Source organism: Candidatus Polarisedimenticolia bacterium (genome assembly GCA_036001465.1).
Lineage (GTDB): Bacteria > Acidobacteriota > Polarisedimenticolia > Gp22-AA2 > Gp22-AA2 > Gp22-AA3.
Genome location: DASYUH010000040.1, coordinates 85,207 through 105,291, shown reverse-complemented (window position 1 = coordinate 105,291; position 20,085 = coordinate 85,207). Strand labels below are relative to the sequence as shown.

At 68.9% G+C, this 20,085-nt stretch carries 16 protein-coding genes; 10 read left to right on the top strand and 6 right to left on the bottom strand.

Features of this window, described 5'->3' with window-relative positions; translation table 11 throughout:
- Positions 1-10 precede the first annotated feature (10 nt).
- Genes lptD through VGV60_08230 form a run of 5 tightly spaced genes read left to right on the top strand, consistent with a single transcriptional unit; the run spans position 11 to position 6,933 of the window.
- Positions 11-2,689, top strand: a complete 2,679-nt coding sequence (gene lptD, locus VGV60_08250; protein ID HEV8701247.1) for an LPS assembly protein LptD — start codon at positions 11-13, stop codon at positions 2,687-2,689.
- Entirely contained in the window at positions 2,686-3,567 is an 882-nt protein-coding gene (gene rfbD, locus VGV60_08245; GenBank protein ID HEV8701246.1) for a dTDP-4-dehydrorhamnose reductase, read from the top strand. Before lptD ends, rfbD begins: the two co-directional genes overlap by 4 nt.
- The gene (locus VGV60_08240; protein HEV8701245.1) at positions 3,564-4,565 is read left to right on the top strand and encodes an NAD-dependent epimerase/dehydratase family protein; all 1,002 of its coding nucleotides are present in this window, start codon (positions 3,564-3,566) and stop codon (positions 4,563-4,565) included. The genes rfbD and VGV60_08240 overlap by 4 nt, the downstream gene beginning before the upstream one ends.
- Complete coding sequence (locus VGV60_08235) at positions 4,562-5,893, top strand: DUF92 domain-containing protein (protein ID HEV8701244.1); 1,332 nt, start codon at positions 4,562-4,564, stop codon at positions 5,891-5,893. The genes VGV60_08240 and VGV60_08235 overlap by 4 nt, the downstream gene beginning before the upstream one ends.
- A 14-nt stretch (positions 5,894-5,907) precedes the next feature.
- Positions 5,908-6,933: a UbiA family prenyltransferase gene (locus tag VGV60_08230; GenBank protein ID HEV8701243.1), complete on the top strand. Its 1,026-nt coding sequence runs from the start codon at positions 5,908-5,910 to the stop codon at positions 6,931-6,933.
- Here VGV60_08230 and VGV60_08225 read toward each other — a convergent pair whose 3' ends face one another.
- From VGV60_08225 to VGV60_08205, 5 genes are all read right to left on the bottom strand, one after another.
- Positions 6,934-7,560 carry a nucleotide exchange factor GrpE gene (locus tag VGV60_08225; protein ID HEV8701242.1) on the bottom strand — a complete coding sequence of 209 codons (627 nt, stop codon included), beginning with the start codon at positions 7,558-7,560 and terminating at the stop codon, positions 6,934-6,936. It abuts the gene before it with no gap.
- Between the two features lie 17 nt (positions 7,561-7,577).
- A complete protein-coding gene (gene htpX / locus VGV60_08220) occupies positions 7,578-8,417 on the bottom strand; it encodes a zinc metalloprotease HtpX (GenBank protein HEV8701241.1) in 840 nt (279 codons plus the stop codon).
- Complete coding sequence (locus tag VGV60_08215; protein ID HEV8701240.1) at positions 8,414-8,824, bottom strand: Hsp20/alpha crystallin family protein; 411 nt, start codon at positions 8,822-8,824, stop codon at positions 8,414-8,416. Before VGV60_08215 ends, htpX begins: the two co-directional genes overlap by 4 nt.
- Positions 8,825-8,873: 49 nt before the next feature.
- The gene (gene clpB, locus VGV60_08210) at positions 8,874-11,501 is read right to left on the bottom strand and encodes an ATP-dependent chaperone ClpB (protein HEV8701239.1); all 2,628 of its coding nucleotides are present in this window, start codon (positions 11,499-11,501) and stop codon (positions 8,874-8,876) included.
- Between the two features lie 127 nt (positions 11,502-11,628).
- On the bottom strand, positions 11,629-12,492 hold the full coding sequence (locus tag VGV60_08205) for an alpha/beta hydrolase (protein ID HEV8701238.1): 864 nt from the start codon (positions 12,490-12,492) through the stop codon (positions 11,629-11,631).
- 213 nt (positions 12,493-12,705) lie between these two features.
- Here VGV60_08205 and glyA point away from each other — a divergent pair, with 213 nt between their 5' ends.
- The 4 genes from glyA (at position 12,706) to VGV60_08185 (ending at position 18,584) form a co-directional block, all read left to right on the top strand.
- Positions 12,706-13,989: a serine hydroxymethyltransferase gene (gene glyA / locus VGV60_08200; GenBank protein ID HEV8701237.1), complete on the top strand. Its 1,284-nt coding sequence runs from the start codon at positions 12,706-12,708 to the stop codon at positions 13,987-13,989.
- 20 nt (positions 13,990-14,009) lie between these two features.
- Positions 14,010-14,672, top strand: a complete 663-nt coding sequence (locus tag VGV60_08195) for a bifunctional precorrin-2 dehydrogenase/sirohydrochlorin ferrochelatase (protein ID HEV8701236.1) — start codon at positions 14,010-14,012, stop codon at positions 14,670-14,672.
- Positions 14,656-17,364: a DNA polymerase I gene (gene polA / locus VGV60_08190; GenBank protein HEV8701235.1), complete on the top strand. Its 2,709-nt coding sequence runs from the start codon at positions 14,656-14,658 to the stop codon at positions 17,362-17,364. Before VGV60_08195 ends, polA begins: the two co-directional genes overlap by 17 nt.
- Before the next feature lie 116 nt (positions 17,365-17,480).
- Positions 17,481-18,584: an HD domain-containing phosphohydrolase gene (locus VGV60_08185; GenBank protein ID HEV8701234.1), complete on the top strand. Its 1,104-nt coding sequence runs from the start codon at positions 17,481-17,483 to the stop codon at positions 18,582-18,584.
- On the opposite strand, the gene VGV60_08180 is transcribed toward VGV60_08185, so the two are convergent.
- Complete coding sequence (locus tag VGV60_08180) at positions 18,581-19,090, bottom strand: hypothetical protein (GenBank protein HEV8701233.1); 510 nt, start codon at positions 19,088-19,090, stop codon at positions 18,581-18,583. The genes VGV60_08185 and VGV60_08180 overlap by 4 nt on opposite strands.
- Positions 19,091-19,245: 155 nt before the next feature.
- Here VGV60_08180 and VGV60_08175 point away from each other — a divergent pair, with 155 nt between their 5' ends.
- Positions 19,246-20,007, top strand: coding sequence for an outer membrane lipoprotein carrier protein LolA (locus VGV60_08175; GenBank protein HEV8701232.1), 762 nt, complete (start codon positions 19,246-19,248; stop codon positions 20,005-20,007).
- Positions 20,008-20,085: the final 78 nt, after the last annotated feature.

Here is a 20,085-nt window from a genome sequence, read left to right as displayed (position 1 = left end):
CCGGCGACGCATGCATCCGGCCGGGAGGCTTGCAACGGGCCTCTCCCTGCTCGCCGTCCTCTGCGGCAGCGCGACCGCGCAGGACCCCCCACCCGGTCCGCCCCCCTCTGCCGCGCCGGAGCGCCAGCGCAAGATCGTCAGCGCGGAGGAGGGGGGAAAGACGCTCGAGATCGCGGCCGGTCCTGGATCGGTCATAGGCAAGGACGAGCTCGTCCTCAAGGAGTATGTCGACATCAAGTATGGGGACACGAGGGTCCAGGCCGATTTCGTGCGGTACATCCCCTCCACCAAGGAAATCACGGCGCTGGGGAACGTCATCCTCGACCAGGGGACCTCGCGGCTCACCGCCGAGAAGCTCACCTACAACCTGGGGACGGAGACCGGCACCTTCTACGCCGCGCGCGGCTACGCCGAGCCCTCCTACTATTTCGAGGCAGCGCGTGTCGAGAAGATCTCCGGGAACGAGATGGTCCTCTACGATGCGACCTTCACGGCCTGCACGCAGCCGGTGCCCTACTGGAGCTTTCGGGTCGGCCGGGGGCTCATCCGGGAGAACGATTACGCCTACCTGCACAATCTCCGATTCAAGATCGGGCGCGTCCCCGTGTTCTACTCTCCGTACCTGGTCTGGCCGGTCAAGTCCGACCGGGCATCCGGCCTGCTGTTCCCGGAATTCGGCTTCTCGCGCCGCGGCGGAACGATCATCAGCAACGCCCTGTACTGGGCGATGCGCCGCAACATGGACGCGACCTTTTACCTGGATTACCTGTCCCTGGCCGGGTATGGCACGGGGCTCGAGTACCGCTACGTCCCCAGCGAGAGCGGCCGGGGGTACTTCACCGGCTACTACATCCGCGACCAGGTGGCCAAGGAGGAGCAGAAGGAGGGCGTCCCGATCGACCGCTGGGTGATCAATTATGGACACAACCAGGAATTTCTTCCTGGCTGGCGCTTCGTCGCGAACGCGAATTTCATCAGCGACTTTGACTATTACCGGGACTTCGAACGGGATCTGAGGCTGTCGACGAACCCGCAGGCCCTGAGCAACGTGTTCGTGACCCGCACCTGGGGTTTCTACACGCTGAACCTGAGAGGGGAGAGGCGCGAGCAGCTGATCAACGTCCCGGTGGAGCCCCTTATCGGCGACTCGTTTTCCCTGACCGAGGAGGAGACGATCACCCGCTGGATCAAGCCGAAGGTCGAGCTGCGCGGCCGGCGGCAGCGGCTTGGCCGGACGCCCCTCTTCATGACGCTCGAATCGTCGGCCAACTACTTCGACAAGGGGGTCGGCGGCCCCGGCTACACCCGCTTCGACGCCTTTCCCCTGTTCTCGTCGCAGCTCTCGCCGCTGCCCTGGCTCGACATCGACGCCAGCCTGGGATACAGGAACACCTTCTACTCCGCCAGCCAGATTACCGATGCCGGCTGCGACGGCATCCCCGGCACGGGCGATTTCGGCGAAGGGGACGGCAAGGACAACAGCGAGCACGACGAGAACCTGGACGGCTTCTTCGACGCGGGGGACGACATCGGGTGCGACAACAATGCCCTGACGATCGATTTCGGCCAGGGAAACGGGATTCGCGACGAAGAGAGGGCGCTGCCCTCCAACGAGTCATTCAACCGGCACAACTACCAGGCCGGCCTGACTCTCATCGGTCCGCGGTTCAGCCGGGTCTTCGATCGGCCGGGCTCGCATTTCTCGCCGCAGTACAAGCACGCCTTCGAGCCGCAGATCCGCTACAGCTATCTCTCACGGGTCGAGGACACCGATCGGGTCGTCCCGTTCGACGAGATCGACGCCGTGCGGGCGAACACCAACCGTGTCACGTACGCCCTGGTCACCCGCCTCTACGCCAAGCGCCCCGTGGCCGGGACCGCCGATCTCGGGGCGCTTCTGGGGCCCTCGAACGCGACGTTCGTGGGCGGTGGTGGCGGAGGCGATGCCCTCGCCCAGGCGGCGCAGATATTACGCCGCAAGTCGGAGGCTGCCCGCGGTGCAACGGGCGTCCCTGCCCCCGAATCCACGGAGGACAAGAAGAAGCTCAGCACTGTCGAAATCGCCACGCTCGAGATCAGCCAGGACTACTCGTTCCTGGGGCCGCTCAGCTCCTCGACCGCGCTCGGCTTCCCCGACGATCCGGTGACGAGCCCGGTCTCGCCGGTGCGCGCGACCCTGCGGATCAACCCGTCGATCCACGCCAGCCTCGACGTGCGCGGCTCGTTCGACATTCTGTTCCGGCAGATCCGCGAGGCCAGCCTGAGCGCCAACCTGCGCAGCACGCGGCGCGGGTTCGTCGATCTCACCTGGTCCATGGTGCGCGACCTGGAAGGCAGGGCGGCCTTCGACAAGGGGCTCGCCTTCAGCGAGGCGTTCGACCGCAACCAGATCGGCCTCCAGGGGGAGACCAACTTCCTCGGCCGGCGGGTTCTCCTCGGAATGCAGACGAACTACGAGCTGGGAGACGTCCTTCCCGGCGAGCCGCGGCTCCGCGATCAGCGCTACCGGTTCGGCTACAACACGCAGTGCTGCGGCTTCCAGCTGGAGGTGCTGAACCGCAATTTCCTGGGCACCAGCCAGCGCGAGTTCCGCTTTCTCATCAACCTGAAGGGGGTGGGGAACGTGATCGACTTCCAGTCGGGCTCCTCGGGGGCGCTGCCGGGGACCTTCCCGGGCATCGTCCCATGAAGACCCGCGCCGAGTTCGTCCCGATGGTGCTCGGGGCCGGCGGCATGCTCGGGCGCGTGCTGGTGGAGGTCCTGGAGGAGGTCTTTCCCGGCACCATTTCCGCCACCCGCGCCGAGGCCGACGTGACGGATCGCTTTCGCCTGGAGACGGAGATCGAGCGGCTGCGTCCCGACGCGATCATCAACTGCGCCGCCTATACCGACGTGGACGGCTGCGAAGCCGATCCGGAAGCGGCGAGGCGGATCAATGTCGAAGGGGCCGGAAACGCGGCGCGCGCGGCGGCGGCGGCCGGTTGCCGGATCCTGCACGTCAGCACCGATTTCGTGTTCGACGGTCGCGCCCGTCGGCCCTACACCGAGGACGACCCGCCGGCGCCGCTGTCGGAGTATGGTCGCGGCAAGCTCGAAGGCGAAGGGGAGGTGGCCGCGCTGGCTCCGGATCACCTGATCGTGAGGACCGCATGGCTGTACGGCGCCGGACGCCCCAACTTCGTGGACGCCATCCGCGCCCGCGCCAGGAACGGCGGAACGCTCCGCGTGGTGGACGATCAGCTCGGCTCGCCGACCTACGTGCTCGACCTGGCGCGCGCCTTGTGCCGCCTGGTCGACGGCGAGGTCCGCGGTCTCATTCACTTCGCGAACTCAGGCATCTGCTCGCGCTTCGAGATGGCGCGGTTCATCCTCGACGCCGGGGGCTTCCGGGGGGTGGCGCTGCAGCCGATCCAGACCGCCGAGGCCGGGCGGATTGCCGTCCGGCCCGCCTTTTCGGCGCTGGACGCGACGCGCTACACCCGCCTGGCGGGAAAGGCGCCCCGCACGTGGCAGGAGGCGCTCCGCGAGTATCTCGTCGCCACGCCGGCGGGGGAGGCGCACGCGTGAAGGTCCTGATCACGGGCTCGACCGGCTACCTCGGGGCGCACGTCGCCGCGCGTCTCGCGGGGGCCGGACACTCCGTCCTGGCCCTGGTGCGCCGCGGAAGAGAGGCCGCCGGCCCGCCGGGCTGCTCCCCGGTCGCGGGGGACGTGCTCGACCCGCCCTCGCTCGAGCGGGCGCTCGCCGGCTGTGACGCGTGCGTGCACATGGCGGCCCTGGTCAAGATGTGGGTCCGCGACCCGCGCGAGTTCGACCGGGTCAACGTGGAGGGGCTCGCGGCGGTCCTGCGCGCCGCCGAGCGGCGCGGCGTTTCGAGGATCGTCTACACCTCCACGATCGCGGCCCTGGGGCCGACCGGCCCCGAGGCGCGCGATGAGACCTGCGCGCGCACCGAGTTCAACTTCAGGACCGACTACGAGCGCAGCAAGTGGGCCGCGGAGAGGCTGGCGGTCGAGCGGGCCTCGGCAGGGCACCCGATCGTGATTCTCTACCCGGGGGTCGTCTACGGGCCGGGAGCCGCGACGCAGGGGAACCTCATGGAAAGGGTCTTCGCCGACTATGCCGCGGGACGGACGCGGACCCGCCTGGGAGGCCGGCCGACCCGCATCTGTTATGCCTACGCCGCGGACGTCGCCGCCGGGCATCTGCTGGCGCTCGAGAAAGGAACCCCCGGGAGAGGCTACATTCTGGGGGGGGAAAACGCCACGCAGGACGAGCTGTTCTCCCGGCTTCAGGAGTTGACGGGCATCGCGCCGCCCCGGACCACCGTCCCTTTCTGGGTCGCGGAAACGGCCGGCCGGGTGCAGCGCGTGAGGGCCCGGCTCACCGGCCGGACACCGGAGTTCACGGACGGGGCCATCAGGACGTTCCGGCACCACTGGGCCTATGCCAGCGAGCGCGCGGTCCGCGAGCTCGGCTACCGCATCACGCCCCTGCGGGAAGGGCTGCGCGCGACCCTCGAGGCCATGCGGGGCGGGGGCGGCCGCCCCACGGGGAAGGCTTGAGCGGACCGGTGAGGGGGCGCGGCGAAACGCAACGCAGGGCGGTCCACCTCGCCATGGGGGGGCTGGCCTTCCTCCTCCCGTGGCTGTCGCCTCTCGAGGCCGCGGGGGCCGCCGGGGGCGCGGTCCTCTTCAACCTGTTCGTCCTGCCGCGTCTGGCCCCATCGCTCTTCCGGGAAGGAGAGCGGGGATCCCCCTGGCGATCCGGGATCGTGATCTACCCCATCGCCGTTCTCCTGCTGGTGCTGGTCTTCCACCGCCGCATGGACATCGTCGCGGCGGCCTGGGGGATCATGGCGGCCGGGGACAGCGCCGCCGGATGGATCGGGCGGCGCCTCGGGCGGCGCCCGATTCCCTGGAATCGGGCCAAAACGGTGGAAGGATCGATCGCCTTCGCGCTGGCGGCCTGGCTGTTCTCCTGGGCCGTCCTGGTGTTCATGGGGCGACCCGCAATGGGAGCGGCTGTCCTGGCGGCCGCCGCCTCCCTGTTCGCCGCCTTCATGGAGTCCCTTCCGTGGCGGCTGGACGACAACCTCACGGTTCCGCTCCTGTCGGCGGCGTTCCTGGCGGGTCTGCTCGAGGTCGACCCGGAGCGTCTCCAGGCGGCGGCGCCGACGCTCGGTCCCCTGTTTCTTCTGGCCGTGGGGATCAACACGGTCCTGGCCTTCGGCTTCAGGCGCAGCGGCATGGTGGACAGCTCGGGCATGATCGCCGGACTGTTCGTGGGTGTCCTGACCATGGTGTTTGCGGGCTGGCGGGGTTTCCTCATCCTGGTCGCGTTCTTCGTTCTTGGTTCCGGCGCGACGCGCCTCGGCCGACGCCGGAAGGAGCGCCTGGGCATCGCCCAGGAGAAGAAAGGGGCGCGCTCGGCCCGGCACGCGCTGGCGAACTGCGGCGTCGCCGTCTACCTGGCGTTCCTGGTCCTCTCGGCGGCCGAGCCCGCGATGTTCGCCCTGGCGTTCGTCTGCGCCTATGCCACGGCCGCATTCGACACCGTCAGCAGCGAGATCGGCCGCGCGTACGGCGGCCGGCCGGTCCTGATCACGACCCTGCGTCCGGTCCCGGCCGGCACCGACGGGGGGGTCTCCTGGGCGGGGACCCTGGCCGGGCTCGCCGCGGCGTGGGTCCTCTGTGCCATCGCAACGGCCACCGGTTTCATCCCGACGGAGCGGACGCCTCTCGTGCTGGCGGCGGCATTCATCGGCTCGACCGCCGACTCGATCCTCGGGGCCACGCTCGAGACCCGCGGGCTCATCGACAACGAAGCGGTGAACTTCTCCAATACGCTCGTCGGCGCCCTGAGCGGGATCGGGCTCCTGGCGCTGTCCTAGGACTGGGAGCCCTCATGGGTTGGCCACGGGTCCCCTCGGTCAGGAGCTTCGCCTCGAGAGCGCGGCTGTATTTCGCGTTCACGCGGCCGTTCACGCTCCTGCCGCCGACCTTCGGGGTGGTCTCGGGGGCGCTCTGCGCGTTCGGATCCGCGCACAACCCCGATCCCGATCGGCGGCTTTCGCTGGCCGTCGTCCTCATGATCGCCCTCGGGTCCCTGACCGCCGCCCTGCTGAACGCGGCGAGCAACGTCATCAACCAGTACCACGATCTGGAAATCGATCGCCGGAACAAGCCGCAGAGGCCCCTGGTCTCCGGAGCGATCCGGCCGTCCACCGGGATGCGGTTTGCCGCCCTGCTCTACGTCCTGGCGATCGTGCCGACCTGGTTGATCGTCGTCCACCCGAGGGTCACGCTCTGGGAGAAGGCGACGGCCCCCCTGCGGGAGCACCAGTGCTTCTTCGTCTATCTGGCCGGCCTGCTGTTCACGCTGGTCTACTCCGACCCCGCCTGGGGGCGCACCAAGCGCTTCGGGATCTGGGCGAACCTCACCATCGCCGTGCCGCGCGGGTGTCTCTTGAAGGTCGCCGGCTGGTCCATGGTCGCAAGCGTGGTCCATGTAGAAGCGTGGTACATCGGCGCCATCTTCCTGCTGTTTCTTCTCGGCGCGACCTCGAGCAAGGATTTTTCCGACATGGAAGGGGACGCCGCCCACGGCTGCATGACGCTGCCGATCCGAATGGGGGTGGAGAGAGCGGCGCGCTTCATCGCGCCGTTTTTCGTCCTGCCGTGGCTGCTCATCCCGATCGGGGCGTTCCTCCCCGACCCGCTCGGCCGGGGGCCGATCCTGACGGGCGACCGCGTCCTCCTGACCCTTCTGGGCCTCGTCCTCTGCGCGTGGGGCGCCTGGACCGCCCGCCTGATCCTGCGAGATCCCCAGGCCCTGGCGCGATCCGAGAACCATCCCTCCTGGACGCACATGTACTTGATGATGATGTGCGCCCAGGTCGGATTCGCGGCGGCCTATCTTGTCCGGATCTGATCAGCCCGGCTCGGGCGGGCGGTAGCGCGCCACCCTGACGCGCGCCGGCCGTAGCAGGGTCCCGCCCAGGGTGTAGCCCCTGGAGGACTCCTCGAGGACCAGCCCGTCCCGCTCGGCATCGGGGGTCTCTTCGGTCGCAATCGCCTCCGCGACGGCCGGATCGAACTTCTGGCCCGCCGTCGCCACGGCCTCCACCCCCTCCGAGGCGAGCACCTGGAACAGGCGGTCGCGGATCAGCGTCACCCCGGCCAGGAGCGGGGCGGGATCGGTGGCGGCGCGCGCGGCGGCGATCGCCCGGTCGAGGTCGTCGAGGACGTCCAGGGTCTTCCGCAGGAGGTCGCCACGGGCCATCTCGAGACGCCGATCCAGATCGCGCGACAGGCGCTCCCGGAACGCGTCCCGTTCTTCGTCGATGCGGCGGTAGGCCGCCGAAATCTCCCGGGCCCGCCGCTCCGCTTCCTCGGCGCGGGCCTTCAGCTCCTCGACATAGGTGGGAAGGCGGGGGGGCGCGTCGGCCGCGGCGGGGTCTGCGGACGTGGACCTGCGGTCGATGACCGAGAAGGCCGGCTCGCGTCCCTTGGTCCTCCCGTTCCCCTTGTCCTTGGCGGTCTCGCTTCGATCGTTCATGTCCGGATGCGCCCGACTCAGCGCCCGGTCAGCCGCCGGATCCGCTCGCGGATCGGCGGGTGCGTGCTGAACAGGTTGGTGAGCGCTCCACCGGTGAAAGGCTTCACGATGAAGAGGTGGCTCGAGGCCGGTCCCGCGGTCTGCATCGGGATCCGCCGGCTGGAGTCCTCCAGCTTCTGCAGGGCGTTCGCCAGCCCGTACGGATTGTGGGTCATCTCGGCGCCCGTCGCGTCCGCCTGGAACTCGCGCGAGCGCGACACCGCGAGCTGGATGAGCGTCGCCGCGATCGGAGCCAGGATCACCGTCGCCAGGAAGGCGATAGGGTTCGTCCCTCCACGGTCGTCGCGCTGCCCCCCTCCGAAGAAGGCGGCCCAGCGGGCCATGTTGGCGATCACCATCACGGCCGCCGCCAGGGTCGCCGCGATGGAGCCGATGAGGATGTCGCGGTTCTTCACGTGGGACAGCTCGTGGGCCAGCACTCCTTCCAGCTCCTCGGCGTTCAGCAGCCGGAGGATGCCGTGGGTCACCGCGACGGCGGCGTGCTGCGGGTTGCGTCCGGTGGCGAACGCGTTGGGGGCCTCCTCGGGGAGGACGTACACCCGGGGCATCGGGATGCCGGCGCGGGCCGTGAGGCGCTCGAGAATTTCGTACAGCTGGGGTGCCTGCTCCCGGGATACGGGCTGGGCACGGTGCCACGCCAGGACCATGCGATCGGAGAACCAGTAGGAGAAAAAGTTCATGACCGCCGCCAGGCCGAGCGCGAGGATCATGCCCCGGGGGCCACCGAACACGCTGCCGAGTGCCACGATCAGGGCCGACAGCAGCCCGAGCAGAAAGGCCGTCTTCACCGCGTTCATCGTTCCACCTCGATGGTCATGGACCTTGCCCTTGATTCCTGAATCCTGGGCAGGACGATCTCAAGCACGCCGTTCCTGTACACGGCCCGGATGCGGGCCTGGTCGATCCCCTGCGGCAGGCTGAACGACCTCATGAAGGTGCCGTGCGGCCGTTCGGCACGGTGCATCTCCTCGGGCCGGACGTCTCCGGGGGGCCGCCTGTGGCCGCGCAGCACGAGGACGCCGTCCTCCACGCGCAGCTCGAAGTCTTCCCGGGCCACGCCGGGGAGGTCGACGCGCAGCGCGACGCGGTCGTGGGCCTCGAAGATGTCGACGGGCGGGCACCACGTTCCCGCAGGGTGCTCCCCGTGCCCCGCATCGGCCAGGGGATCGGGCTTCCGATGGTCCGTCCATTTTGCTACCGCCATCCTGGGCTCCCTTCCGCCGCGACCGTGCCGCGGCGGCCCGGGCCGGCGCTCAGCGCGCCCGCCGCCCGGACTGACCGGCCGGCTCCTGTCCGCCGGCCTTCTCGAACACCACGCCGTCCTTGTCCTTCGACCAGTCGGCGCGGATGACGTCCCCGGGCCCGAAGGCCCCCTCGAGCACCCGGCGCGACAGGGGGTCGAGGACCTGGCGCTGAATCGTCCGCTTCAGCGGCCTGGCGCCGTACTGTGGATCGTACCCGATCTCCGCCAGTTTCTTGCGCAGGGCCGGGGTCGTCTGCAGGGACAGCTGGCGAGCCTGGAGGAGGCCGCCCACCCTGGCCACCTGGATGTCGACGACCTTCAGGAGGTCCTCCCGCCCCAGGCTGTTGAACAGCACGATCTCGTCGATCCGGTTGAGGAACTCCGGCCGGAAGGTGCGCTTGAGCTCCTGCTCGACGATCCGCTTGAGGCCGTCGCGATCGCCCCCCTGGTGGCCCTGGATGAGCTCGCCGGCGATGTTGGAGGTCATCACGACCAGGGTGTTCTTGAAGTCGACCGATCGTCCCTTGCCGTCGGTCAGCCGTCCGTCCTCGAGAATCTGCAGGAGGGCGTTGAAGACGTCGGTGTGGGCCTTCTCGATCTCGTCGAACAGGACGACCGAATAGGGCCGCCGCCGCACCGCTTCGGTCAGCTGGCCGCCCTCCTCGTGGCCCACGTAGCCCGGGGGCGCCCCGATCAGCCGCGCCACGGAATGCTTCTCCATGTACTCCGACATGTCGATCCGGATCATGGCGCGCTCGTCGTCGAACAGGAACTCCGCCAGGGCGCGGGCCAGCTCGGTCTTGCCGACCCCCGTGGGTCCCATGAAGAGGAAGGAGCCGATCGGCCGGTTCGGGTCGGAGAGCCCGGCCCGGGCGCGCCTCACGGCCTGGCTGACGGCGGCCACCGCCTCGTCCTGGCCGACGACCCTCTCCCGGAGGCGATCTTCCATGCGCAGGAGCTTCTGCACCTCTCCCTCTAGCATCTTGCTCACCGGGATCCCGGTCCAGCGCGACACGATGGCGGCGACGTCCTCCTCGTCGACCTCCTCCTTCAGCATCGGGCGCCCGCGCTGAAGCGCCTGCAGGCGCCCGTTCGCCTGCTCGAGCTTCTTTTCCAGCCCGGCGATATCGCGGTAGCGCAGCCGCGCCGCCTCTTCGAGATTGCCGGACTTCGTCGCCTGGTCGACCTTGAGCCGGGTCGCCTCGATGGTCTCCTTGATCGATCGGATCTCCTGGATGATCTCTTTCTCGGCCTTCCAGCGCGCCTTCAGGGCGTCGCTCTCCTCGCGCAACCGGGCCAGCTCCTTAGCGGCCTCCGCCACTCGCGCCTTGCTTGCGGGGTCGGGCTCCTTTTCGAGAGCCTTGATCTCGATCTCGATCTGGATCCGCTGCCGGTCGAGAACGTCGATGTCGTGCGGCAGGGAGTCGATCTCGATGCGCAGGCGGGAGGCCGCCTCGTCGACCAGGTCGATCGCCTTGTCCGGCAGGAAGCGATCCGTGATGTACCGGTGCGACAGGGTCGCGGCGGCGACGAGGGCGGCGTCCTTGATGCGCACGCCGTGGTGCAGCTCGTAGCGCTCCTTCAGGCCCCGCAGGATGGCGAGGGTGTCCTCGACGCTCGGCTCGCCGACGAGGACCGGCTGGAAGCGGCGCTCGAGCGCCGCGTCCTTCTCGATGTACTTGCGATACTCCGCGAGGGTCGTGGCGCCGATGCAGCGCAGCTCGCCGCGCGCCAGAGCCGGCTTCAGCATGTTGGCCGCGTCCACGGCCCCCTCGGCCCCGCCGGCGCCCACGAGGGTGTGCAGCTCGTCGATGAACAGGATGTAGCGGCCCTCGGCCTGCTCGATCTCGCGGATCAGCGCCTTCAGCCGGTCCTCGAACTCCCCCCGGTACTTGGTCCCCGCGATCAACGCCCCCAGGTCGAGGGCGACGACCTGCTTGTTCTTCAGCCCCTCCGGCACGTCCCCGTCGACGATGCGGCGGGCGAGCCCCTCGACGATCGCCGTCTTGCCGACGCCGGGGTCCCCGATGAGGACCGGGTTGTTCTTGGTCCGGCGCGACAGGACCTGGACCACGCGACGGATCTCCTCGTCCCGCCCGATGACCGGGTCGAGCTTTCCCCGCCGGGCCATCTCGGTCAGATTGCGGGCGTACTTCTCGACGGTCTGGAAGGTGTCCTCGGGGTTCTGCGACACCACGCGCTGGCTGCCGCGGATGGAACGCAGGGCCTCGAGGAGCCTCCCCGAGGTCGCCCCGGCGTTCTTGAGAAGGTCGCCGGCCGCACCCCGTTCATCGAGAAGGGCAAGGAGCAGGTGCTCCACCGACACGAAGTCGTCATGGAACTCGGAGGCCTTCGCCTCGGCCTTTTCGAGCACCCGGCGGAGGCCGTCTCCCAGGTGGGGGGCCGCGCCTCCGCGCGCCCGCGGCCTTCCGTCCAGCGCTTCCCCCAGCAGGGTCCGGAGGCGCGGGACGTCGACCCCGATGCGCTGCAGGAGGATCGAGCACAGCCCCCCCTCCTGATCGAGCAGGGCGCGAAGGAGGTGTTCGGGGGCGATCTCGGGGTGCTCCAGCTGGACGGCGGTCTGTTGCGCTGCCTGCAGGGCCTCCTGCGATCGGACGGTCAAGCGCTCGAGATTCATCGACCGGTTCGTCTCCTTGGGCTGTCAAATGTTACGCGGAGAATTATGAACCTTGAGCGTGTCATTGTCAACATTTGCAAGCTAAGATATTTCGATACATATCAATAGCTTACGCAATTAATCAAGATCAACTTCGGCTCGAAGCGAGCCCATTTCCCACTCCGCCGGCCAGTTGCCTTCCTGCCGGCTCCTCCTCGAGAAACTCCCGGATCAGGTCGATGCACGTCCTCGTGTGGGTCAGGAAGAGATGGTGTCCCGTGCCGCGTACCGCATGCAGTCGCAGGGAGGGGTAGAGGAGGGGAAGCGGGCGGACGTGATCAATGGGTGCGACCGAGTCCTGCTCGCCGTGGATCAGAAGCGTCGGGACCGGCGGCACGGAGGGCAGGATCCCGTCCACCTGATAGTTCAGGAGGCAGTGCTCCAGTGTGGAGGTGAGGGACTTGAAGGTGAACTTGTGGCTGTCGATGAGGACCGCCCAGGGGAAGCGCAGGAGATAGCGCAGGGTGATCTCCAGGCCGCTGCGCTTCATCTGCGCCAGGGTCTCGGCGAGGGAGTGCTCGTTCAGCAGGCGGCGATAGTGGGGGGAGCCCCGCCAGAACAGGGCATGGGCGGAGACCGGGTCGCTGTACCGGGGGAGGCTCACCAGGATCATCCGGCGAACGTGCTCCCGGTACCGCGAGGCGTACTCCAGGGCGATCAGGCCGCCGAGCGAGTGGCCGACGATCGTCAGCGGTCCCGCGGCCAGGCCGCGCTCCTCGATGAACGCGCGCACGCTATCGCGGAACAGGTCCAGGGTGTATTCGACGTACGGTTTGGGAGACAGCCCGAACCCCAGGAGATCGGGGATCACCAGGCGGTAGTCGCGCTCCAGCGGGCGGACCTTCTTGTCGAAATAGCGGCGCGAGCCGGTGATGCCGTGCAGGAACAGGAGGACGGGCCCCCGCGGGTTCCCTTTCTCGAGGTAGTTGAGGGCGTTGGGCGGTCTCATCATGCGCGACACTGCGCGGCGGTCCGCCCGCGCGGGGCCGCGATCATACCACGCGGCCGGAAGCGGCCGGCTTGATCTGTCTTCGACGGCTGTCCTATGATGGCGTGCCCGTCGAGCCCAGCAGTTCGCGCAGTCGATCCGCGTTCTCCCGCCGAGGGTGGTTCGACGCTCCGCATGGACGCCGCCTGACAGGAACGCGGTGGGGAGGAACTCGTGTTGGATGCCTTGCGACAGACCGATCCCGAAGTGGCGGCCGCGCTCGAGGCGGAGATCGCCCGGCAGGCCGACACGCTCGTCCTGATCGCCTCGGAGAATTTCGCCTCGCGCGCCGTGCTCGAGGCGATGGGCTCGGTGTTCACGAACAAGTACGCCGAAGGCTACCCGGGCCGCCGCTACTACGGCGGCTGCGAGCACTCCGACACGGTGGAGCGCCTCGCCATCGATCGGGCGAAGGCGATCTTCGGGGCGGAACACGCCAACGTCCAGCCCCATTCGGGGTCCCAGGCCAACATGGCGGTGTACATCGCGGCGCTGAAGCCCGGAGACACGATCCTCGGGATGGACCTGGCGCACGGGGGGCACCTGACGCACGGCCACCCGCTCAATTTCTCCGGCCGGTACTTCAAGGTCGTGCCGTACGGCGTGAGCCGCGACACCGAGATCCTGGACTACGACGAGATGGAGCGCCTGGCCCGCGCCCACCGGCCGCGGATGATCGTGGCCGGCGCCAGCGCCTACGCCCGCGTCATCGATTACCCGCGCATCCGGCGGATCGCCGACGAGGTCGGGGCCCTGGTCATGGCCGACATCGCCCACGTGGCCGGACTGATCGCCGCCGGCGTCCACCCCAACCCGGTGCCCCATGCCGACTACGTGACCACCACGACGCACAAGACCCTGCGCGGGCCTCGCGGCGCCCTCATCCTGTGCCGGGAGCGGCATGCCAAGGCCATCGACAGCGCGGTCTTTCCGGGGACGCAGGGGGGCCCGCTGGTGCACATGATCGCCGCCAAGGCGGTGGCGCTCAAAGAGGCCATGACCGAAGGCTTCCGGAGGGACCAGGCGCGCACCGTCGAGAACGCGGCGCGCCTGGCGGCGCTTCTGACGGACGGCGGACTGCGGATCGTTTCGGGCGGGACCGAGACCCACCTGTTCCTCGTCGACCTGCGGCCGAAGAAGCTGACCGGCCGCGCGGCGGAGCAGCGGCTCGAGAAGGTGGGCATCGCGCTGAACAAGAACGCCATCCCGTTCGATCCCGAGAAACCGATGATCAGCAGCGGCGTGCGCATCGGCACCCCCGCGGTCACCAGCCGCGGGATGGGTCCGTCCCAGATGGAGGAGATCGCCCGCTTGATCCTGGAGACCCTCGCCGAGGAGCCGGACGCGGTGCGGATGAGCGCCATCCGCGAGCGTGTCTCCGCCCTCTGCCGCGCCTTCCCGATCTACGACTGGCTGCCGGGCGGGGGCGCTCATGGCTCCGCCCCGGGCGGGCCCTCCTGAGACCCGGAGGCCGGACGTCGATGGGCCTCCCCGTGATCCTGGATCTGGCCGGGAGGCGCTGCGTCGTCGTCGGAGGCGGCCGGGTCGCGGAGCGCAAGATCGCGGCGCTGATGCCGTCCGGCGCGGATCTCCTGGTCGTCGCTCCGGAGGTCACCGCCCGCATCCGGTCCCTTGCCGGACGCCGGCGACTCGGCTGGCGCCGGACCGACTACCATCCCTCCTGCCTGAGAAAGGCCAGTCTGGCGTACGCCGCCACCTCCGACCCGGCCACCAACAGCCGGGTGGCGCGCGACGCGCGGCGCCTCGGCCTGTTCGTCAACGTGGCGGACGACCCCGGGCTCTGCACGCTCGTCATGCCGGCGATCCTCAGGCGAGGCGATCTTCTCGTCACGGTGTCGACTTCGGGATTGAGCCCCACCCTCGCCCGTTCTCTGCGTGACGATCTTGGGGCGCGCATCGGCCCCGAGTACGGCGAGTACCTGCGCATCGTTGGCTCCGTTCGCCGGCGACTGCGGCTGGCCGTGGTCGATCCTCGCGACCGCGCCCGGCGCCTGCGGCGGATTCCGTCGGTGGCGCTTCTGGCGAGGCTGCGCTCGGGGCGCAGGCGGGAGGCCTGGCGGACCGCCGGCCGCGCCGCGGGACTTCCGGAGGGAGGAGGGACGCGGCATGGCGCAGCGTCCTGATCCCGAACGGGCGATCTACCTCGTCGACGGCAGCAACAACCTGTACCGGGCCTTCTTCGCCATCCGCGGACTGAGCAACAGCAAGGGGCTGCCGACCAACGCGATTTTCGGCTTCACCTCGATGCTTCGCAAGCTCCTGCGGGAGCACCAGCCGCGCTTTCTGGCGGTCGCCTTCGATCTGGCGGGCCCCACCTTCCGGCACGAGGCGTACGCCGACTACAAGGCGAACCGCCCGGAGACCCCGCAGGAGCTCATCGCGCAGATCCCCTTCGTCAAGCAGGTCTGCGGGATCCTGGGCGTCCGCGTGATCGAGAGCGCGGGATACGAGGCGGACGACCTCATCGCCACCCTCACCGACCGCGGGCGGAAGGACGGCCGGCCGATCGTCATCGTGGCCACCGACAAGGACCTGCTGCAGCTGGTGGGGGACGGCGTGCTGGTCTACAACCCGGTCCATGACGAGCTGCTGGACGACGAAGGGGTGGAGCGGGTCTTCGGCGTCAAGCCGTCGCAGGTGCGCGACGTGCTGGCCCTGTGTGGCGACGCCTCGGACAACATCCCGGGCGTTCCGGGGATCGGCGAGAAGGGGGCCAAGGATCTGGTCCGTCAGTTCGGCGACCTGGAGGGGGTGCTCCGTGCGAAGGACAGCCTGTCCCGCAAGAGCTACCGGGAGGGGCTGCAGAATCACGAGAAGGAGGCCCGTCTGAGCCGCGACCTGGCCACCCTGCGCTACGACGTCCCGGGCGATTGGGACTTCGACTCCCTGCGGGTGAGGCCGGCGGATCACGAGGCGGCCCGGCGGATCTTCCTGGAGCTGGAGTTCGGCGCCCTGGCGCGCGAGTACGCGGCGCCGGTGGCGACGCGTCCGGTCGCCGCGACGGTCGTCCAGGACGCCCGGGAGCTCGAGGAGGCCGTGGCCCGGTTGCGAGGCGGAGGCATCCTGGCAATCAACTTGGAGCGAGACCACAGGGAGCCCATGCGCGCGGCGCTGGTGGGAATCGCCCTGGCCGGCCCCGGAGGGGAGAGCCTCTACGTGCCCCTGGCCCACCGGCATCTGGGGACGCCCGCGCCGATCGACGCAGGCACCGTGCTGCGTCTCCTGCGCCCCCTCCTCGAGGACCCTCGGGTGCGCCGGGCCGGGCACAACGTGAAGAGCGACGAGGTGCTTCTGCGCAGCCTCGACTGGCCGGTCCCGGCGGTGGAATTCGACACCATGCTGGCCAGTTACCTCTTGAACCCCTCGCGTCGCAGCCACGCGCTCGACGCGGTGGCCCAGGAGATCAGCGGCCTGGCGGTCCCGTCGTACGAGTCGGTCCTGGGCCAGGGAGCCCGGAGCCTCCCGTTGCCCGACCTCGACATCGACCGCGCCGCGGAGCTGGTCTGCGCGCGCGTGGGGGCCATCCTTGCCCTCCGCGAGCCGCTCGAGCGCGGCCTCGAGGAGGAAGGCCTCCTGGCGCTCCTCAACGAGCTGGAGCTGCCGCTCGCTTCGGTCCTGGCGGAGATGGAGACGGCCGGCGTGCGCATCGACACCGCATTCCTCGCCTCCCTGTCCGCCGAATGGGAGGGCCGCCTGGCCGGCCTGACCCGGGAGATCCACGTCCTCGCCGGCAGGGAGTTCAACATCAATTCGCCGCGGCAGCTGGGGGAGATCCTGTTCGAGACGCTGAAGCTGACTCCCGGCCGCAAGACGCAGAAGACCCGCTCCTTCTCGACGAGCGTCGAGATCCTCGAAGAGCTGGCGGAGGAGCACGAGCTGCCGCGAAAGCTCCTGGACTACCGGAGCCTGCAGAAGCTGAAGTCGACCTACGTCGACAGCCTGCCCGCGCTCATCAACCCCCGGACCGGCCGGGTCCACACCTCCTTCAATCAGGCGGTCGCGGCCACCGGGCGCCTCAGCAGCAGCGATCCCAATCTCCAGAACATTCCGGTCCGCACCGAGCAGGGCCGTCAGATCCGGCGCGCGTTCGTGACCGAGCCGGGATGCGTCCTCCTGTCCGCCGACTATTCCCAGATCGAGCTGCGCGTCCTGGCTCATCTCTGCGGCGATCCCGCCCTGGTCGAGGCCTTCCGCGCCGGGGAGGACATCCATCGGCGCACCGCGGCCGAGGTCTTCGGGGTGCCGCTCGACGGGATCAGCGAGGAGATGCGCCGGCGGGCGAAGGTGGTGAACTTCGGCATCATCTACGGCATGGGCTCGCAGCGCCTGGCGCGCGAGCAGGGGATATCCCAGAAAGAGGCGGGAGAGTTCATCGAGGCCTACTTCAAGCGGCTTCCCAGGGTGAAGCAGTACCTCGACGCGACCGCGGCGCAGGCGGAGTCCGAGGGGCGCGTCCGGACGCTCCTGCACCGCGTCCGTTACTTTCCCGAGATCCAGGGGGGGGACCGCAACGCCCGGCAGCAGGCCCTGCGGGCCGCGGTCAACACCACGATCCAGGGAAGCGCCGCCGATCTCATCAAGCTGGCCATGGTCGCCCTCTCCCGCAGCCTGAAGGAGGCCGGGAGCGGCTCGCGCATGACCCTTCAGGTGCACGACGAGCTGGTCCTCGAGGTGCCCCAGGGAGAGCTGCAGGCGACCGTCCGGAGGGTCCGGGAGGTCATGGAGGGCGTGTACAAGCTGGCCGTTCCGCTGGTGGCCGACCTCAAAGCCGGCCCCAACTGGCTCGAAATGAAGCGCATCGAATCCAAAGATTGAAATCGACCGCTCCTCCGGTCCCGAAAAACGGCCCGGTTGCGCCGGAATTCGCCGCAACCTAGATTCCGGGTGCGACCGGTACGGCGCGCTGCCGCACCGACCTGCGGACAGGCCGGATGCCCGAACCGATCCACATCCTCATCGTCGACGACGACCCTGCGATTCGTGAGGTCCTCTCGGAAGGTCTGTCGGACAGCGGCTACCGCTGCGACACCGCCCGCGACGGCGCGGAGGGCCTGGAGAAGCTGAAATCGAACGGGTTCGCGCTCGTGGTCAGCGACATCGACATGCCGGTGCTGGACGGCGTCGGGCTCCTGCAGGAGATCAAGAGGCTCCGTCCCGACACCGAGATCATCATGCTCACCGGCGTGGTGGACGTCGACACCGCGATCCAGTCGATGCGACTGGGGGCCTCGGACTACCTGACCAAGCCGTTCCATCTCGCCGAAGTGCGCATCACCGTCGAGAGAGCCCTGGAAAAGCAGCGGCTGGTGCGCGAGAACCGGGAGTACCAGAGGAACCTCGAGGTCAAGGTCAGGGAGCGCACGGCCGAGCTGAGCCGGAAGAACCGTGAGGTCGAGGAACTCTTCAACCGCCTGAAGGACTCCTACCAGACCACCCTGGAGGCCCTGGCCACCGCCCTGGACACGCGCGACACGGAGACCCTCGGCCATTCGTTGCGCGTCGCCTCCTACACGGCCGCCGTGGCCCGCAGCATGGGGGTGAGCGAGCCGGAGCTGACCGACATCTATCGCGGCGCCCTCCTGCATGACGTCGGCAAGATCGGCATTCCCGACGCCATCCTGCGCAAGCCGGGGAAGCTCACCACGGAGGAATGGGTGGAGATGCGACGGCATCCCGAAATCGGCTACCGCATCCTGCAGGGGATCAACTTCCTGGAGGCGTCGCGGGAGGTCGTCCTCAGCCACCAGGAGTGCTATGACGGATCCGGCTACCCCCGCGGGCTCAAGGGGAAGGAGATCCCCCTGGGCGCGCGCATCTTCGCCGTGGTGGACACCCTCGACGCGATGACCAGCGACCGGCCGTACCGCAAGGCGCTGTCGCAGCAGGCGGCCCGTGAGGAAATCCGCAAGTACAGCGGCACGCAGTTCGATCCGGACGTCGTGCAGGCCTTCCTCGCCATCCCGGAGGACGACTGGGCCGAGATTCACCGCAAGGTCATGCAGGACGTGATGACGCGCACCGAGACGCGCTTCTAGGAGCCGGCCCCGAGGCTCGCGACGAGCTGGGCCAGGTCGTGCTCCAGGGTGGAGCGCGGGCTCTCGACGATGCGTCCGATCTCCCGTCCCCCGGCGGAAAGGACCAGGGTCGGGACTCTCTCGATCGCCCCGCGCCGCGCCAGCCGCGCCGGTTTCTTCTTGCTCCGGTCCAGGCCGAAGAACCGGACCCGCAGGCCCGGGGGGGAGGCGCGGTCCAGGATCTTCATGAGGCGCGGCAGCTCCCTCCGGCTGTCGGAGCACCAGCTGCCGAAATAGACATCCAGAACCGCGGGGCCCTTCAACGTGGCCAGCGTGCGGAGGTCCTCCGCCGACGGCTCGTATGCGTCGTACTCCTTCTCCCACGATTCCGAGATGGAGGGCAGGGTCGCGGCGTGCACCCGGCCGAGCAGGACCTCTTCGGCGGTCCAGGCCTTGAACGAGGCGGTGACCAGAACGACCCCAACGACAACGAGGATCAGGGCGGTGCGTCGAATCGCAGGCGGCATGCATCCTCCCGCCGCGGATCATCCGCCGGCGCCGGCTGGATTGTCAATCGTCGGCGACATGCCGGGCCGCGCCGCGTCTGTCGCGCGCGGCGTTGCTTGACGGAGTGATCTTCGTCTGTTAGATTGACCCTGTCTCGTTTCCGCGGAGGATCTCGATGACGATCCGGATGCGACTCGCGCCTGTGCCGTTGGTGGTGGCGCTTCTGTGCGCCTCGCCGGCCCTGCCGGCGCCGGCCCAGGAGCCGGCCGGTGACAAGAACGGTCACGCTCCATCTCCGGCCCCGGCGGATCCGATCCTGGCCCGCATCCTCCAGGAGTTCGATCAAGCGCAGCGGGACACCTCGACCCTGGTGGCGCGGTTCACGGAGAAGAAGGACCTCCGGCTCCTGGCACGTCCGGTGATCTCGCGCGGAGAGCTCTACTACAACCGCCCCAACCAGGTCCGATGGGAGTACCTCGAGCCCGACCGGAAGGTCTTCGTGATCACCGAGGACCGGTACATGGCCTACTACCCGGCGCTGAAGCGGGCGGAAGAGGTCCCTATCAAGAAATTCGTGGGCAAGCGACTGTTCCGGTTCATCGGGCTGGGCCAGTCCATCGAGGAGCTGGGGAAGTATTACGAATTCCAGCTCGCCACCCGCAACGAGCTCAAGGACACGCATCTCCTGGTGCTGGTGCCGCGCAAGAAGAAGCTGCGCGACCGTGTCGCGGAGATGAAGATCTGGGTGGATGATGCCACCCACCTGCCGCGGCAGCTGCAATACGTCGAGGCCGACGGCGATTCGACCCTCCTGACCTTCCACGACCTGCGCTCGAACGTGGACGTGGCGGCCGGTCGCTTCCGGCTGGAGCTTCCCAAGGACGTCGTGGTGTCGGACTCCTTCAACGGCTTCTCGCTGGGCGAGCAGAGCTTCTAGGCGCCGGCCGGATCCCCCGACAGGCAGTCTCCCGGACAAAAAAAGAGCCCCTCGCAACGCGAGGGGCTCTGACTTTCC

Excerpts from the sequence above, each read along its gene's own strand:
- VGV60_08180 (HEV8701233.1), bottom strand. The coding sequence starts at position 19,090 with ATGCCGCCTGCGATTCGACGCACCGCCCTGATCCTCGTTGTCGTTGGG.
- VGV60_08195 (HEV8701236.1), top strand. The coding sequence starts at position 14,010 with ATGGGCCTCCCCGTGATCCTGGATCTGGCCGGGAGGCGCTGCGTCGTC.
- rfbD (HEV8701246.1), top strand. The coding sequence starts at position 2,686 with ATGAAGACCCGCGCCGAGTTCGTCCCGATGGTGCTCGGGGCCGGCGGC.
- VGV60_08225 (HEV8701242.1), bottom strand. The coding sequence starts at position 7,560 with ATGAACGATCGAAGCGAGACCGCCAAGGACAAGGGGAACGGGAGGACC.
- VGV60_08230 (HEV8701243.1), top strand. The coding sequence starts at position 5,908 with ATGGGTTGGCCACGGGTCCCCTCGGTCAGGAGCTTCGCCTCGAGAGCG.
- VGV60_08175 (HEV8701232.1), top strand. The coding sequence starts at position 19,246 with ATGACGATCCGGATGCGACTCGCGCCTGTGCCGTTGGTGGTGGCGCTT.
- VGV60_08205 (HEV8701238.1), bottom strand. The coding sequence starts at position 12,492 with ATGATGAGACCGCCCAACGCCCTCAACTACCTCGAGAAAGGGAACCCG.
- lptD (HEV8701247.1), top strand. The coding sequence starts at position 11 with ATGCATCCGGCCGGGAGGCTTGCAACGGGCCTCTCCCTGCTCGCCGTC.
- VGV60_08185 (HEV8701234.1), top strand. The coding sequence starts at position 17,481 with ATGCCCGAACCGATCCACATCCTCATCGTCGACGACGACCCTGCGATT.
- polA (HEV8701235.1), top strand. The coding sequence starts at position 14,656 with ATGGCGCAGCGTCCTGATCCCGAACGGGCGATCTACCTCGTCGACGGC.
- htpX (HEV8701241.1), bottom strand. The coding sequence starts at position 8,417 with ATGAACGCGGTGAAGACGGCCTTTCTGCTCGGGCTGCTGTCGGCCCTG.
- clpB (HEV8701239.1), bottom strand. The coding sequence starts at position 11,501 with ATGAATCTCGAGCGCTTGACCGTCCGATCGCAGGAGGCCCTGCAGGCA.
- VGV60_08215 (HEV8701240.1), bottom strand. The coding sequence starts at position 8,824 with ATGGCGGTAGCAAAATGGACGGACCATCGGAAGCCCGATCCCCTGGCC.